This window comes from Variovorax sp. dw_308 (assembly GCF_019207085.1).
Taxonomy (GTDB): Bacteria; Pseudomonadota; Gammaproteobacteria; order Burkholderiales; family Burkholderiaceae_C; genus Variovorax.
Genome location: NZ_JAATOM010000012.1, coordinates 163,603 through 178,420, shown reverse-complemented (window position 1 = coordinate 178,420; position 14,818 = coordinate 163,603). Strand labels below are relative to the sequence as shown.

The following is a 14,818-nucleotide window of genomic DNA, read 5'->3' as shown; positions in this document are numbered from 1 at the left end:
ACAAGTGTCGGCCCTATGCGGTCGAACCCCATCCGTTGGACTCCAATCTTCACTCCCTCTCGCGCCAGTTGATCGAACTGCGCATCGAGCACGCAGACCTCGACGCCTCCATCGACAGGCTGGCGGAGGCGTCGCCGCAAGACGAATTGCTGCTGCGCCGCCTCAAGAAGCGCCGCCTCGCCCTGCGCGACCAGATCGAGCGACTGGTGCGGCAGATCGATCCGGCCGAGCCTGCCTGATGGCGAGCGAGGGGGCACTCGTCGCGCGGACGCGCGAAGCCTTCGCGCAGGAGGGCGCGTTGTCGTTGGCGGCCGACCAGTTCCGCGAGCGCGGTGGGCAGACCGACATGGCGCTGGCCGTGGCCCGAACCATCGAGGAGGGCGGCCAACTTGTGGTCGAGGCCGGCACCGGCGTCGGCAAGACTTTCTCGTACCTCGTTCCAGCGCTGCTGAGCGGCGAGCGCGTGCTGCTGTCGACCGCCACCAAGACGCTGCAGGACCAGCTCTTTGGCAGGGACCTGCCGCGCCTCGTCGAAGCGCTGGGCCTCCCGGTGCGCACGGCGCTGCTGAAGGGCCGCGCCAGCTACCTCTGCCTGCACCGGCTCGAACTGGCGCGCCATGACGCGGGGCCTGACCGCGTCTCGGCGCGCACGCTGGCCAAGATCGAGCAATGGTCCCAGGCCACGCGTACCGGCGACCTGGCCGAGTTGCCGGGCCTGGACGAACGCTCGCCCTTGATCCCGCTCGTCACCTCGACGCGCGAGAACTGCCTCGGCGCGCAATGCCCGCAGTTCCGGCCCTGCCACGTCAACGCGGCCCGCCGCGAGGCGCTGGCGGCGGACGTGGTGGTGATCAATCACCATCTGTTCTTCGCCGACCTGGCGGTGCGCGAGTCGGGCATGGCCGAATTGCTGCCGACGGTACGCGTCGTCGTGTTCGACGAGGCGCATCAGCTCAACGAGACCGGCGTGCAATTCCTCGGCGTGCAGATCGGCACGGCGCAGGCACTCGACTTCGCGCGCGACATCCTCGCCGCAGGGCTGCAACATGCGCGCGGCCTGGTCGACTGGACCACGGTCGCGGCCACGGTCGAACGCGCCGCGCGAGAGCTTCGCCTGGTCGTTGGCAAGCAATGGCCAGGCGCCAAGCTGCGCTGGCTGGACGCCGCGCCCGAGGCCATCGAGCCCGAGGGCTGGCAGAGGGCGCTGGAAGCGCTGCAGCAAGGCTTCGAACAAGCCGCCGAGGCCATCGACACCGTCAGCGAGATGGCGCCCGACTTCGTGCGCCTGCACGAGCGCGCCACGCAGCTCTCTCAGCGCGCCGCCCGTTTCGCATTGGCTTGCCCGCCGGAGTCCGTGCGCTGGGTCGACGTGGGCCAGCAGTTGCGCCTGATCGAGTCGCCGCTCGACATTGCCGAAGCGGTGCAGACGCGCGTGCTGAAGGCGGACAAGGCCGACCCGGATGCCATCGGGCGGGCCTGGGTCTTCACCTCCGCCACGCTCGGCGACGATGCCCGCCTGCGCTGGTTCACCGAGCCCTGCGGCCTTGGCGATGCAGAGGTGCTGCGCGTGGCCAGCCCGTTCGACTATGCATCGCAGGCCGCGCTGTATGTACCGCGCCAGTTCCCCAAGCCCAACGACCCAGGCCACAGCGCAGCGGTCGCCCAACTCGCCGCACGAGGCGCCACGGTCCTGGGCGGGCGCACGCTGGTGCTCACCACCACGCTGCGTGCGCTGCGCACCATCGGCGAAGCCATGCGGGCGCACTTCGAGCACACCGAGGCCGAACTGCGGCCTGAAGTGCTGGTACAGGGCGAACTGCCCAAGCGTGTGCTCATGGACCGCTTCCGCGAAGGCGCGGGCGGCGGTCGGGCCGGTTGCGTGCTGGTGGCCTCCGCGTCGTTCTGGGAGGGCTTCGACGCGCCGGGCGACGTGCTGCAACTGGTGGTGATCGACAAGCTGCCGTTCCCGCCCCCGAACGACCCGCTGGTGGAGGCGCGCTCGCGCCGCCTCGAAGGCCAGGGGCGCAGTTCGTTCAACGATTACTTCCTGCCCGAGGCGGGCGTCGCCCTCAAGCAAGGCGCGGGCCGGTTGATCCGGCGCGAGACCGACCGCGGCTTGCTGGTGATCTGCGACACCCGCCTGGTGGCGATGGGCTACGGCAAGCGCCTGCTGGCGGCGTTGCCGCCCATGCGGCGGGTGGAGGGCGAGGCTGCGTTCGATTCAGCGCTCGCGGAGCTGGTGTAGGCGGGGCGGGGCAGCCGGGTGGCTACCAGAACTTCCACCAGGGATCGTCCTTGCCGCGGAAGCCCTTGGCGACGAACTGGCTGTTCGGGTAGTTCTGTGCCAGCACGCGTTGCGTGTCGTCGCGCAGTTGGGTCAGGCCCAACTGGTCGTACGAGCGCATCATGATGTAGAGCGCTTCCTCGAGCGCCGGCACCTCGCGGTAGTCGGCCAGCGCGATCTGCGCGCGGTTGATGGCGGCCAGGTAGGCGCCGCGCGTGTAGTAGTAGCGCGCCACGTGAACTTCATACTGCGCGAGCGAGTTCACGATGTAGTTCATGCGCGCCCGGGCGTCGGGCGAGTAGCGCGAGTCCGGGAAGCGGGTGACCAGTTCCTTGAAGGCCTCGAACGATTCCTTGGCCGCGCGCTGGTCGCGCTCGGACAGGTCTTGTCGGGTCATCCACGAGAACATGCCGAGGTCGTCGTTGAAGTTGACCACGCCCTTCATGTAGAGCGCATAGTCCATCGCCGGGCTGGCCGGGTGCAGCTTCATGAAGCGGTCGAGCGTGGAGATGGCGGCGGGCTTTTCGCCCGACTTGTATTGGGCGTAGGCCTTGTCGAGCTGGGCTTGCTGGGCCAGCGGCGTCCCGGCGGCGCGGCCTTCCAGCTTCTCGTACAGCGGCACGGCCTTTTCGTAGGAACCGGAATCGGCCTCGTCCTTGGCTTCCGCGTAGATCTTGTTGGGGCTCCAGTTCGCCGTCTTGTCGTCTTCGGTCGTCGAGCAGCCGGCCAACAGCCCTGCCGCGGCAAGCGCCACCACCCAGCCGGGGACCGCCGATAATTTGGCGCGAAACATCACATGAAGCTTTCGTGAAACAGGAGCCTTCAATTATATCGACCGACCCTTTGGACATGACCCTGACGGCAGGAGAGTCGGACGAGGCCGCCGACCTTGCCGACGCCAGCGAAACGCGCGCGTTCACCATCGGCGTGGCGCAGCACGGCCAGCGCCTCGACCGGGCCCTGGCAGCCCTGGTGCCCGAGTTCTCCCGCAGCTATCTGCAGCAGTTGATCGAGGCCGGCGCGGTCAGCCTCCAGGGCGGGCGGCCGGCGACCAAGCCGTCGATGACCATGCACGCGGGCGAGGCCGGCGCCATCGAACTCAAGCCCACGCCGCAGAGCCAGGCCTTCCGGCCCGAGCCGATGGAACTGCGCGTGGTGCACGAGGATGCCGACCTGCGCGTGATCGACAAGCCCGCCGGCCTCGTGGTCCATCCCGCGCCGGGCCATTGGAGCGGCACCCTGCTCAATGGCCTGCTGGCCCTCGACCCGAAGGCGGTCCTGCTGCCGCGCGCCGGCATCGTGCATCGGCTCGACCGCGACACCAGCGGGCTGATGGTGGTCGCGCGCACCCGCGCCGCGATGGATGCGCTGGTCGCGTTGATCGCCGCGCGCGAGGTCACGCGGCAATACATCGCCATGGCACACCGGCCCTGGGAGGGCGCCGCGGCGCGCCGTGTCGATGCGCCGATCGGGCGCGATCCGCGCAACCGCCTGCGAATGGCCGTGGTCGACCTGGAGCGCCATGGCGGCAAGGTGGCGCGCACGCTGATCGAGCGGCTCGACAGCGGTGACAAGGGTTGTATCGTCCGTTGCACCCTCGAAACCGGACGCACGCACCAGATCCGCGTGCACATGGCGTCGATCGGCCATCCGCTGGTGGGCGACGCCACCTATGGCGGTGCGCCGGCCGCCGGCGTCGCGCGGCAGGCGCTGCATGCTTACCGACTCGCCTTCGTGCATCCGGTGACGCAGGCGGAAATGACCTTTCACTCGCCATTGCCGCCCGACCTGGCGGCGGGCGCGCACGAATGGGGGCTGGACTACAATCGCGCCTGACGGCCTGCGGGCCGCGCCAGCCACCCGGAGCCGGCCCTGCGTTGCACCTGCCCAAGCGCCTGCGACGCCCCACCCGATCTAGATCCCACTGAACGCGCGCCCACGGGGCGCCTTGTCCCGGACACAACGCGAACCATGAACACGGCGGATGCCAAGCGCATTCTGGAAACGGCCTTGATCTGTTCAGCCCAACCGCTGCAGGTCCGCGAGTTGCGCGTGCTTTTCGACGACGAACTCGGCGCCGACACCATCAAGTCCCTGCTGCACGACCTGCAACTGGACTGGGCGCAGCGTGGGCTCGAACTCGTGAGCGTGGGCAGCGGCTGGCGCTTCCAGAGCCGACCGGAATTGCGCGACCATCTCGACCGCCTGCACCCCGAGAAGCCGCCGCGCTACACCCGCGCCGCGCTCGAGACGCTGGCCATCATTGCCTATCGCCAGCCCGTCACGCGCGGCGACATGGAAGACATCCGGGGCGTGACCATCAATTCGCAGATCCTCAAGCAGCTCGAGGACCGCAATTGGGTCGAGGTCATCGGACACCGGGAAACCGTGGGGCGCCCGGCGCTCTTCGCGACCACTCGCCAGTTCCTCGATGACCTCGGCATTGCCTCGCTCGACCAGTTGCCATTGATCGAGTCGCCGGCCCAGCAGGGCGCGCTGGTCGATGCGCTGGCCGCTGCCGCCGCGGATGAGGTGCAACCGGACCTGCCGATCGACACGCCGGCTCCCGATGCGCTCGATGAAGTCGCGCCTTCGATCGTCAAAGCGGCCCGCGCGCCTGAACCTGCGGCCGAGCCGCTCGCCGAAGCCGACGAGCTGCTCGGCGCCCAAGTCGACAACACCCCGTCCGACCCCGATACCGATCGCAACCCGGCCGACCTGACTCCTGCCCCTTCCGGAACCCCATCATGAGCCCCTCTGAACCCGACGCGTTGATCTTGCCGGTCGAGCCTGTTGCCGAAGACAAGGCGGCTGCTGCGCCTGTCGCGCCTGTGCAGGATGGCGAGGCTGTCGAAACCAGCCCCGCCGCGCCGCGCAAGCGTCGCCCGCGCGCCCGCAAGCCTGCCGCGCAAGAGGTGCAGGACGCACCGGAGCCGGCGAACGAAGCAGCCGAACCGGCTGCCGCCGACGCGACGCCGGAATTGCCTCTTCAGGCTGCACCCGTCGCGCAAGACGAGCCCGCAGTTCAGGCCGAGGCAGGTGTCGAGGCTGCGCCAGTCGCTGATGCCGCGCCAGTTGCTGAGGCCGAGCCGATTGCTCAAGCCGAGCCGGTCGCGCAGTCCGACGAAGCGGACGACGACTACGACGACGAGGAAGAAGAGCCCGACGAGGAGGAAGACGACCTCGACCGCGCCCGGCGCGCCGCCGAGCGCGAGCAGCGCAACGCCCCGCCGCCGCAGCCGATCAGTTTTGCCGACGTGGTGTCGGGCCAATTCGACGCCGACGAAGAGAGTCCCGAGGTGCCGCCGCTCAAGCGCGTGCTGCTGCCCGAGGCCGATTCGCCCAAGCTGCACAAGGTGCTGGCCCAGTCCGGCCTTGGTTCGCGGCTCGAGATGGAGGCGCTGATCCTGCAAGGCCGCATCTCCGTCAACAACGAACCGGCCCACATCGGCCAGCGCATCCAGTACGGCGACCAGGTCAAGGTCAACGGCAAGCCGATCCGCTATCGCATCGCGCCGCCGCCGGCCCGCGTCATCGCGTACCACAAGCCCGTCGGCGAAGTGGTCACGCATGACGATCCGCAGAACCGCCCCACGGTGTTCCGCAAGCTGCCGCGCCTGCAGCAAGGCAAGTGGCAGTCGGTCGGCCGGCTCGACCTGAACACCGAAGGCCTGCTGCTGTTCACGAGTTCGGGTGAACTGGCCAACAACCTGATGCATCCCCGCTTCGGCCTGGAGCGCGAATACGCCGTGCGCGTGCTCGGCGCCATCAGCAAGGAAGAGCGCCAGAAGCTGCTCGATGGCGTGCGCCTGGACGACGGCATGGCCCAGTTCGGCAGCATCGAGGATGGTGGCGGCGAGGGTTCGAACTGCTGGTATCGCGTGACGATTTCCGAAGGCCGCAATCGCGAAGTGCGCCGCTTGTTCGAAGCGGTGGGCCACGCGGTCAGCCGGCTCATCCGCATCCGCTATGGCGCGATGGTGCTGCCGCGCGGCCTCAAACGCGGCGCGTGGATGGAACTCGACGAGCGCGACATTCGCGGGCTGTTCCAGGCCGCCGGCGGCGTCGCCGAGCGCGGCCCGCGTCCGCAGCAGGCGCGCGGACCCGGCGGTGGGCCCGGCGGCGAAGGCGGTGGCCGCAACAAGCGCCGCCGTGGCAAGGGCGGCAAGGGGCCGGCCGGTCCGCGCGACGACATGCGCGCGCAACCCAACAACATTCCGAACCCGCTCGGCGATGGCCGCGGGCCGCGAGGCAACCGCGGCAATGCAGGCGGCCCAGGCCCAGGCCAAGGGCAGGGCGGCCAGCGACGTGGTGGCGGTGCCGGTGGTGGCGGCGGCGCGCGTGGACGTGCCGACGGGCCGCCGACCGGCGCCAACCAGCCGGATCCGATGAAGACATCACTCGGCTACATCGGTGCGGACAGTTTCTCCCGCCAGCGCAAGGAGCAGCGCCAGGGCCCGCGACGCGGTGGCCCGGGCGGTGGTTCCGGCGGTGGCGGGGGACAGCGTCGCCGCGGACGCTGAAACCAGCCGATCCGGCAGTCTTTGATCGGTCCGTCATCGGACCCCAGGCCTGCCCCGGTTAAAATCAAAGGCTTTGTCAAGGCAGCGCAACCCTTTGTTGCGCGCTTGATCGAACATTTCAAAAATCCTAATCTCAGGAAGCATCTCAATGGCCATCGAACGCACCCTCTCCATCATCAAGCCTGACGCCGTCGCCAAGAACGTCATCGGCAAGATCGTCTCCCGTTTTGAAGCCGCCGGCCTCAAGATGGTCGCCGGCAAGCTGGTGCATCTGTCGCGCAGCGAAGCCGAGCAGTTCTATGCCGTGCACAGCGCGCGCCCCTTCTTCAAGGACCTGGTCGAATTCATGATCTCGGGCCCGGTGTTCGTGCAGGTGCTCGAAGGCGAAGACGCCATCACCAAGAACCGCGACCTGATGGGCGCCACGGACCCCAAGAAGGCCGCCGCCGGCACCATCCGCGCCGACTTCGCCGACAGCATCGACGCCAACGCAGTGCACGGCTCCGATGCGCCTGAAACCGCGAAGGGCGAGATCGCCTTCTTCTTCGCGGGCCTCAACGTCTACAAGCGCTGATCCATGACCACGGCCAACCTGCTCGAATTCGATCTCGAGGGGCTGGCCGCGTTCTGCGAAAAGCTCGGCGAGAAGAAGTTCCGCGCCACGCAGCTGTTCCGCTGGATCCACCAGCGCGGCGCCAGCGAGTTCGGCCAGATGACCGACCTCGCCAAGTCGCTGCGTGAAAAGCTCGCAGGCACCGCACGCGTCGAGGCGCTCAAGGTGCTCTCGCAACACGAATCCGCCGACGGCACCATCAAGTGGCTGTTCGATGTCGGTGATGGCAATGCGGTCGAGGCCGTGTTCATTCCCGAGGACGATCGCGGCACGCTGTGCGTGTCGTCGCAGGCCGGCTGTGCCGTGGGCTGCCGCTTCTGCTCGACCGGGCACCAGGGGTTCAGCCGCAACCTGACGACCGGCGAGATCGTCGCCCAGCTCTGGTTCGCCGAGCACTTCCTGCGCAAGCACCTCAAGCGCACAGAGCGCGTCATCTCCAACGTGGTGATGATGGGCATGGGCGAGCCGCTGCAGAACTACTCCGCGCTGGTGCCGGCCTTGCGCACCATGCTCGATGACAACGCCTATGGCTTGTCGCGTCGTCGCGTGACGGTGTCGACCTCCGGCGTGGTGCCGATGATGGACAGGCTCGGCGCCGATTGCCCGGTCGCGTTGGCGGTGTCGCTGCATGCGCCCAACGATCCGCTGCGCGACGACCTGGTGCCGCTCAACAAGAAATACCCGATCGAAGAACTGCTCGATGCCTGCCGCCGCTACCTGGCGCACGCGCCGCGCGACTTCATCACATTCGAATACTGCATGCTGGATGGCGTCAATGACCAGCCCGAGCATGCGAGGCAACTCGTCGAACTCGTCAAGGGCGCCCATGGCGTCTCCTGCAAGTTCAACCTGATCCCGTTCAATCCGTTTCCCGCCTCGGGCCTGCTGCGTTCGCCGCAACCGCGTGTGCTCGCGTTCGCGAAGCTGTTGAGCGAGGCTGGCATCGTCACGACCGTGCGCAAGACGCGCGGGGACGATATCGATGCAGCCTGCGGTCAACTGGCGGGTGACGTGAAGGACCGTACGCGCGCGGCCGAACGGATGGCGCAGCGCCGCCTCGCGGAGCACACCGTGACAGTGCACCGGCCACTGCGCGCCGGGGCCAAGCCGGGTGCAGGAGCTTGAACCTTGGAAGAGAAGGTCCGCGTGAGCAACGACAATCCCCGGCCATCCGATCACGGCGCCATCGCGCGCATCCAATTGCCGTTTCAAGGTTGAATTCATGAGCAAAGTCTTTCCGGGCCGGTGGGCACTCGCCCCGTTGTTCGCGGCCGCCGTGGTGACGCTGGCCGGCTGCGCGAACAAGGGCATGCCGGCGGCGTCCACGACCACGGCCGCCAGCGGCGCCGAACTCACGACCGAATCCGACGAGGGCAAGGCGCGCAAGCGTGCGCGCACCCGGCTCGAACTGGCCATCAGCTATTTCGAGGCCGGGCAGACCACGACGGCGCTGGATGAGATCAAGCAATCGCTGGTGGCAGACCCCAACTATGCCGAGGCCTACAACCTGCGCGGCCTGGTGTACATGCGCATGGACGATCCGGGCCTGGCCGAAGACAGCTTCCGGCGCGCCATCGCGATCAATCCGCGCGACGCCAACACCATGCACAACTACGGCTGGCTGCTGTGCCAGCAGAATCGCTACAACGATGCGATGACGCAGTTCAACGCCGCACTGGCCGTCCCCGGCTACATCGACGCGTCCAAGACGCTGATGACGCAAGGCCTGTGTCAGATCCGCGCCGGCCAGAACGCCGAAGCCGAGAAGACCCTGATGAAGGCCTACGAATTCGATGCCGCCAACCCCGTCATCGGCTACAACCTCGCGGCGCTGCTGGCCAAGCGCGAGGACTGGACCCGGGCGCAGTTCTATGTGCGTCGCGTCAACAACGGTCCGGCGGCCAATGCCGAAACACTTTGGCTGGGCGTGAAGGTGGAGCGCAAGCTGAACAATCGCGAAGCGGTGAGCCAGTTGGGCGGCCAGTTGCAGAGCCGCTTCCCCCAGTCGCGGGAAGCCATTGCGTATGAGCGCGGAAATTTCAATGATTGAACGTGCCAGTCAGTTTGGTGCCCCGGTCGCCGTGCCGCTGGCAGGCGGAGACAGTGCGCTGCTGAGCGCCGGCGCGATGCTGCGGCAGGCGCGCGAGGCGCATGGCCTGGACATTGCCGTGGTCGCGGCTGCGCTCAAGGTGCCGGTGCAAAAGCTGGAGGCGCTGGAAGACGACAACATCGGCGCATTGCCCGATCCCGTGTTTGCGCGCGCCCTGGCGGCCAGCGTCTGCCGCGCGCTCAAGATCGACCCCGCGCCGGTGCTGGCCAAGATACCTGGCGCCAAGCGTCCCGGTCTGGCCGATGCCGACCGCACCATGAGTTCCAACATTCGCTCGGGCGCGCCGCACCAGGGCCGTACCGGTGGCGTGTCCATGCCGTCGCGTGCCTTGATGGTGGTGGTGGGCTTGTTGCTCCTGGGCGCAGCGCTGATGTTCTGGATTCCGCAATCGGCATTCGACAAGTTGAGCGGCGCGGTTTCGAAGATGACCGGCCAGTCCGAAACGGCCGCGGTCGAAGCCCCGCCGGCGCCGCCTGGCACCGTGGTCGAGCCCGTCGCGCCGAACGGGCCCGCGGCGGAGCCGACGCCACCGGTGCCTGCCGTCGTGGCTCCCGTCCCGCCGCCGACGCCAGCGCCGCCTTCGGATGTGCTGGTCTTCACCGCCCGTGGCGATTCATGGGTCACCGTGACCGATTCCGGTGGCAAGGAGTTGCTGCGCCGTACCGTCAAGACCGGCGAAACGGTGGGCGTGTCCGGCACCCTGCCCCTGAAGGTCATCGTCGGGCGCGCCTCGCAGGTCGATGTGCAGGTGCGTGGCAAGCCGTTCGACACCACCCCGCTGGCCAAGGCCGGCGGCGTTGCAAGATTCGAGGTCAAGCCGTGAATGATCTGATCGTTCCTCCCTGCCTGCCGATCGAGCCGGCATCGCCCCGGGCGCGCAATTCGCGCCAGGCCCGCGTGGTGTGGGGCGCGCGCACGGTCACCGTCGGCGGCGACGCGCCGGTGCGCGTGCAGTCGATGACCAATACGGATACGGTCGATGCCATCGGCACCGCCATCCAGGTCAAGGAACTGGCGCTGGCCGGCTCGGAGATGGTGCGCATCACGGTCAACACGCCCGAAGCGGCCGAGCAGGTGCCCTACATCCGCGAGCAACTTGACCGCATGGGCGTCGACGTGCCGCTGATCGGCGACTTCCACTACAACGGCCACCGCCTGCTGACCGACTATCCGGCCTGCGCCGAGGCGCTCAGCAAGTACCGCATCAACCCCGGCAACGTGGGCAAGGGCGACAAGAAGGACAAGCAGTTCGGCCAGATGATCGAGGCCGCGATGCGGTGGAACAAGCCGGTGCGCATCGGCGTGAACTGGGGCAGCCTGGACCAGGAACTGCTCGCCAGCCTCATGGACACCAACAGCCAGCGCGCCGAGCCCTGGGATGCCAAGTCGGTGATGTACGAGGCGCTGGTCACCTCGGCCATCGATTCGGCGAAGCTGGCCGAGTCCATGGGCATGAATGGCAACCAGATCATCCTGAGCTGCAAGGTCAGCGGTGTGCAGGACCTGATCTCGGTCTACCGCGAACTGGCCAGGTGCTGCGACTACACGCTGCACCTGGGCCTGACAGAGGCCGGCATGGGCACCAAGGGCACGGTGGCCTCGGCCACCGCGCTGTCGATCCTGTTGCAGGAAGGCATCGGCGACACCATCCGCGTGTCGCTCACGCCGCAGCCGGGCGAGTCGCGCACCCAGGAAGTGCTGATCGCCAATGAGATCCTGCAGGCGCTAGGCCTGCGCGTGTTCGTCCCGAGCGTGACTGCCTGTCCGGGTTGCGGCCGCACCACCAGCACCACCTTCCAGGAACTGGCCAAGCAGATCGACGACTACCTGCGCCAGCAGATGCCGGTTTGGCGCAGCAAGTACCCCGGCGTCGAGAACATGAAGGTGGCCGTGATGGGCTGCATCGTGAACGGTCCCGGCGAAAGCAAGCATGCCGACATCGGCATCAGCCTGCCGGGCACCGGCGAGTCGCCGGCCGCGCCCGTCTTCATCGACGGCCAGAAGGCACTCACGCTGCGCGGGGACAACATCGCCAACGAGTTTCACCAGCTCGTCGAAAACTACATCGAGAAGCGCTTTGGCAGCCCCGCTGCCGTGGTCGCCTGATTCACTGACACATGGCTGAAAAACTGAGTGCCGTCAAAGGCATGAATGACATATTGCCCGGCAGCGTGACCCGCAAGGACAAGCTGCCGGATTCCCAGCTCTGGCTGTGGTTCGAGAACGCGCTGCGCTCGGTGCTGGGTCGCTACGGCTACCAGTACATGCTCACGCCCATCGTCGAGCCCACGGCCTTGTTCGTGCGCGGCCTTGGCGAGGTGACGGACATCGTCGAGAAGGAGATGTATTCCTTCACCGATTCGATGAACGGCGACAAGCTCACGCTGCGCCCGGAAGCCACGGCCGGCATCGTGCGCGCGATGGTCGAGCACAACGCGCTCTACAACGGGCCGCTGCGCCTGTGGACCATCGGGCCGATGTTCCGCCATGAGCGGCCGCAAAAAGGACGCTACCGCCAGTTCAACCAGCTCGACGTCGAGGCCTTGGGCTTTGCCGGGCCGGATGTGGATGCCGAGCTGATCCTGCTGGTGCGCCGCCTCTGGAAGGAACTGGGCCTGGTCGAAGGCGAGCATGTGCGCCTGGAATTGAACAGCCTGGGCCAGCCCGCCGAGCGTGCGGCCCATCGCGCCGCGCTGGTGGCCTACTTCGAGGCGCATGCCGATCAACTGGACGAGGATTCCAGGCGTCGCCTGCTCACCAACCCGTTGCGCATCCTCGACAGCAAGAACCCTTCGATGCAGGCGCTGATCGAAGCTGCGCCCCAGCTGATGAGCTTCCTTGGCGAGGAGACGCTGGCGCACTTCAACGCCGTGCGTGCGGTCCTTGACGAAGCCGGCCTGGCCTACCGCGTCAACACCCGCCTGGTGCGCGGCATGGACTACTACAACCTGACCGTGTTCGAGTGGGTCACCGACCAACTCGGCTCGCAGGGGACCGTCTGCGGTGGCGGACGCTATGACGGCTTGTTCGAACAGCTGGGCGGCAAGCCCACGCCGGCCGTGGGCTTCGGCCTCGGCGTCGAGCGGTTGCTGCTGCTGATCGACACCCTGGGCTTGCCGGTGCCTTCCGCCGCGCCGCATGCCTATGCGGTGGTTCCGGACCTCACCCTGAGCCCCAAGGTGCAGGTGGCGCTGGAAGCCTTGCGTTCTGCGGGCGTCAGCGTGCAGATGCACGCGGGCGGCGGCAGCCTCAAGTCGCAGCTCAAGAAGGCGGACGCCAGCGGCGCGCGCCATGCACTGATCTTCGGTGGCGATGAACTGGCCCGCGGCGAGGTCTCCGTCAAGTCGCTGCGCGACGGCGATGGCGCCCAGGTCGCGCGCGCCCTCTCCGAGGTGGCCCAGTGGGCCACCACCCTACAATCCCCGGCTCCCTCACATTGATCCGCATGGCAACACCTCTAGACCTCCAGGAACAGGAACAACTCGACCAGATCAAGCATTTCTGGAAGACCTGGGGCAACCTCATCACCTCGGTGCTGCTCGTCGTCGCGCTCGCGTTCGCCGGCTGGAACGGCTGGCAGTACTACCAGCGCAACCAGGCGGCGCAGGCCGCAGCACTCTATGACACGCTCGAGCGCAACGTCGAAGCCGGCGACCCGGCCACCGTCGAGCGCACGCTGGGCGAGATGAAAGACCGCTTCGGTTCCACTCCTTATGCCCAGCAAGCCGGCTTGCTCGCGGCCAAGGCCTTGCACGACAAGGGCAATGCCGAGGGCTCGCGCGCTGCGCTGGCCTGGGTGGCGGACAAGGCCGTCGACCCCGGCTACCAGGCCGTGGCGCGCCTGCGCCTCGCGGCCGAACTGCTCGACAGCAAGGGCTACGACGAAGCGCTGAAGCAACTCGGCGCCTCCTTCCCCAAGGAATACGAGCCGCTCGTGGCGGATCGCAAGGGCGACATCTACATGGCCCAGGGCAAGCGCGACGAAGCCCGCGCCGAATACCAGAAGGCGTGGACCGCGCTGGAGCCGCGCAACGACTACCGGCGCATGGTCGAGATCAAGCTCAATGCGGTCGGCGTCGACACGCAATCCCTCAAGCCTGCAGCCTCCAAACAATCCTGATCGCAACATGAATCCCAAGCGTCTCCTGCCTGCAGCACCCGTTCTTCGCACCGGTTTGGCGATGGTCCTGGTCGCGGCATTGGCGGCATGCTCCAGCACGAGCAAGCCCAAGCCGCCGGAACTGCCGGCCAATGTGGTGGTGCTTGGCGTGCGCCAGGCCTGGAGCGTCAAGATCCCGCAGGTGGCCTTCCCCTTGCAGACCAGCGTCAACGGCGACATGGTCACGGTGGCCAGCACCGACGGCACGGTGGTGGCCATCGATGCACGCACCGGCACCGAAGCCTGGCGCGCCAGCGTGGGCGCGCCGCTGACGGCGGGCGTGGGCAGCGACGGCTCGATGGCGGCCGTAGTGACCAAGAAGAACGAACTCGTCGTCCTGGATGGCGGCAAGGTCCTGTGGCGCGAGCCGCTTGCGGCCGAGACCTTCACTGCCCCGCTGGTGGCGGGGCGACGTGTCTTCGTGCAGACGGCCGACCGAGCCACCAGTGCCTACGACGGCGGCAGCGGACGCCGCCTCTGGATCCAGCAACGTACGCCGGAAGCCCTGGTGCTGAAGAAGCCCGGCGTGTTGCTCGCCGTCGGCGATACGCTGGTGTCCGGTATCGGTGGTCGGCTGGTGGGCATGAATCCATCCAACGGCTCCTCGCGTTGGGAGTCGCCCATCGCAGCGCCTCGCGGCACCAACGATGTCGAACGCCTGGTGGACTTGACCGGCAGCGTGAGCCGCGTGGGCGACAGCGTCTGCGCCCGGGCCTATTACGTCAATGTCGGCTGTGTCGACGCGGTGCGTGGCGGCTTGCTGTGGAGCAAGCCGGCTGTCAGCGCCGAGGGCCTCAGCGGCGACGCGCAACTTGTGGTGGGCACCGAGTCGGACGGCAACCTGATGGCATGGCGCCGTGCCGACGGCGAGCGCGCCTGGCAGTCTGACCGGCTCAAGTACCGCGACCTCACGGCGCCGCTGGTCGTCGGACGCTCGATCGTCATCGGAGACGGCACAGGCCTGCTGCATTTCGTCTCGCGCGAAGACGGCGCTCCCCTCAACCGCCTCAGCGTCGATGGCTCGGCCATCGCCGCCACGCCGGTGGTCGCCGCCAACACGGTGGTCGTCGTGACGCGCAACGGTGGCGTGTTCGGCTTCCGTCCTGAATAACCCAACCCATTTGAAAGA

The 14,818-nt window shown here is 67.7% G+C and carries 14 protein-coding genes; 13 read left to right on the top strand and 1 reads right to left on the bottom strand.

What is annotated here, in order from left to right:
- Positions 1-35 precede the first annotated feature (35 nt).
- Positions 36-239, top strand: a complete 204-nt coding sequence (locus HCU76_RS22610) for a DUF465 domain-containing protein (protein ID WP_213953974.1) — start codon at positions 36-38, stop codon at positions 237-239.
- Entirely contained in the window at positions 239-2,245 is a 2,007-nt protein-coding gene (locus tag HCU76_RS22605) for an ATP-dependent DNA helicase (RefSeq protein WP_218510718.1), read from the top strand. The genes HCU76_RS22610 and HCU76_RS22605 overlap by 1 nt, the downstream gene beginning before the upstream one ends.
- Positions 2,246-2,267: 22 nt before the next feature.
- Here the strand turns inward: HCU76_RS22605 and HCU76_RS22600 are convergent, their stop codons facing one another.
- Entirely contained in the window at positions 2,268-3,077 is an 810-nt protein-coding gene (locus HCU76_RS22600; protein WP_213953976.1) for an outer membrane protein assembly factor BamD, read from the bottom strand.
- A 56-nt stretch (positions 3,078-3,133) separates the two neighbouring features.
- Here HCU76_RS22600 and HCU76_RS22595 point away from each other — a divergent pair, with 56 nt between their 5' ends.
- The 11 genes from HCU76_RS22595 to bamB all read left to right on the top strand — a co-directional run bounded on the left by HCU76_RS22595 (position 3,134) and on the right by bamB (position 14,800).
- Positions 3,134-4,120, top strand: a complete 987-nt coding sequence (locus tag HCU76_RS22595) for an RluA family pseudouridine synthase (protein WP_218510717.1) — start codon at positions 3,134-3,136, stop codon at positions 4,118-4,120.
- Positions 4,121-4,255: 135 nt separating this feature from the next.
- Positions 4,256-5,035, top strand: a complete 780-nt coding sequence (gene scpB, locus HCU76_RS22590) for an SMC-Scp complex subunit ScpB (RefSeq protein ID WP_218510716.1) — start codon at positions 4,256-4,258, stop codon at positions 5,033-5,035.
- Positions 5,032-6,807, top strand: a complete 1,776-nt coding sequence (locus HCU76_RS22585; RefSeq protein ID WP_218510715.1) for a pseudouridine synthase — start codon at positions 5,032-5,034, stop codon at positions 6,805-6,807. The genes scpB and HCU76_RS22585 overlap by 4 nt, the downstream gene beginning before the upstream one ends.
- Positions 6,808-6,955: 148 nt before the next feature.
- Complete coding sequence (ndk, locus tag HCU76_RS22580; RefSeq protein ID WP_213953979.1) at positions 6,956-7,381, top strand: nucleoside-diphosphate kinase; 426 nt, start codon at positions 6,956-6,958, stop codon at positions 7,379-7,381.
- A gap of 3 nt (positions 7,382-7,384) precedes the next feature.
- A complete protein-coding gene (gene rlmN / locus HCU76_RS22575) occupies positions 7,385-8,545 on the top strand; it encodes a 23S rRNA (adenine(2503)-C(2))-methyltransferase RlmN (protein ID WP_213953980.1) in 1,161 nt (386 codons plus the stop codon).
- A gap of 97 nt (positions 8,546-8,642) precedes the next feature.
- Positions 8,643-9,470, top strand: coding sequence for a type IV pilus biogenesis/stability protein PilW (pilW, locus tag HCU76_RS22570; RefSeq protein ID WP_218510714.1), 828 nt, complete (start codon positions 8,643-8,645; stop codon positions 9,468-9,470).
- Positions 9,463-10,353, top strand: coding sequence for a helix-turn-helix domain-containing protein (locus tag HCU76_RS22565; RefSeq protein ID WP_213953982.1), 891 nt, complete (start codon positions 9,463-9,465; stop codon positions 10,351-10,353). The genes pilW and HCU76_RS22565 overlap by 8 nt, the downstream gene beginning before the upstream one ends.
- A gap of 5 nt (positions 10,354-10,358) precedes the next feature.
- Positions 10,359-11,636 (top strand): flavodoxin-dependent (E)-4-hydroxy-3-methylbut-2-enyl-diphosphate synthase, encoded by a 1,278-nt coding sequence (gene ispG, locus HCU76_RS22560; protein ID WP_256354359.1) that lies wholly within the window; start codon positions 10,359-10,361, stop codon positions 11,634-11,636.
- A gap of 11 nt (positions 11,637-11,647) precedes the next feature.
- Positions 11,648-12,970, top strand: coding sequence for a histidine--tRNA ligase (gene hisS / locus HCU76_RS22555; protein WP_213953983.1), 1,323 nt, complete (start codon positions 11,648-11,650; stop codon positions 12,968-12,970).
- 5 nt (positions 12,971-12,975) lie between these two features.
- Entirely contained in the window at positions 12,976-13,650 is a 675-nt protein-coding gene (locus tag HCU76_RS22550) for a tetratricopeptide repeat protein (protein WP_218510713.1), read from the top strand.
- Positions 13,651-13,657: 7 nt separating this feature from the next.
- A complete protein-coding gene (bamB, locus tag HCU76_RS22545) occupies positions 13,658-14,800 on the top strand; it encodes an outer membrane protein assembly factor BamB (RefSeq protein WP_213953985.1) in 1,143 nt (380 codons plus the stop codon).
- Positions 14,801-14,818 lie beyond the last annotated feature (18 nt).

What these genes read in the sequence shown, in the direction of transcription:
- HCU76_RS22600 (WP_213953976.1), bottom strand. Translation starts at nt 3,077, where the DNA reads ATGTTTCGCGCCAAATTATCGGCGGTCCCCGGCTGGGTGGTGGCGCTT.
- HCU76_RS22595 (WP_218510717.1), top strand. Translation starts at nt 3,134, where the DNA reads ATGACCCTGACGGCAGGAGAGTCGGACGAGGCCGCCGACCTTGCCGAC.
- bamB (WP_213953985.1), top strand. Translation starts at nt 13,658, where the DNA reads ATGAATCCCAAGCGTCTCCTGCCTGCAGCACCCGTTCTTCGCACCGGT.
- pilW (WP_218510714.1), top strand. Translation starts at nt 8,643, where the DNA reads ATGAGCAAAGTCTTTCCGGGCCGGTGGGCACTCGCCCCGTTGTTCGCG.
- HCU76_RS22585 (WP_218510715.1), top strand. Translation starts at nt 5,032, where the DNA reads ATGAGCCCCTCTGAACCCGACGCGTTGATCTTGCCGGTCGAGCCTGTT.
- HCU76_RS22605 (WP_218510718.1), top strand. Translation starts at nt 239, where the DNA reads ATGGCGAGCGAGGGGGCACTCGTCGCGCGGACGCGCGAAGCCTTCGCG.
- scpB (WP_218510716.1), top strand. Translation starts at nt 4,256, where the DNA reads ATGAACACGGCGGATGCCAAGCGCATTCTGGAAACGGCCTTGATCTGT.
- ndk (WP_213953979.1), top strand. Translation starts at nt 6,956, where the DNA reads ATGGCCATCGAACGCACCCTCTCCATCATCAAGCCTGACGCCGTCGCC.
- rlmN (WP_213953980.1), top strand. Translation starts at nt 7,385, where the DNA reads ATGACCACGGCCAACCTGCTCGAATTCGATCTCGAGGGGCTGGCCGCG.
- hisS (WP_213953983.1), top strand. Translation starts at nt 11,648, where the DNA reads ATGGCTGAAAAACTGAGTGCCGTCAAAGGCATGAATGACATATTGCCC.
- HCU76_RS22565 (WP_213953982.1), top strand. Translation starts at nt 9,463, where the DNA reads ATGATTGAACGTGCCAGTCAGTTTGGTGCCCCGGTCGCCGTGCCGCTG.
- HCU76_RS22550 (WP_218510713.1), top strand. Translation starts at nt 12,976, where the DNA reads ATGGCAACACCTCTAGACCTCCAGGAACAGGAACAACTCGACCAGATC.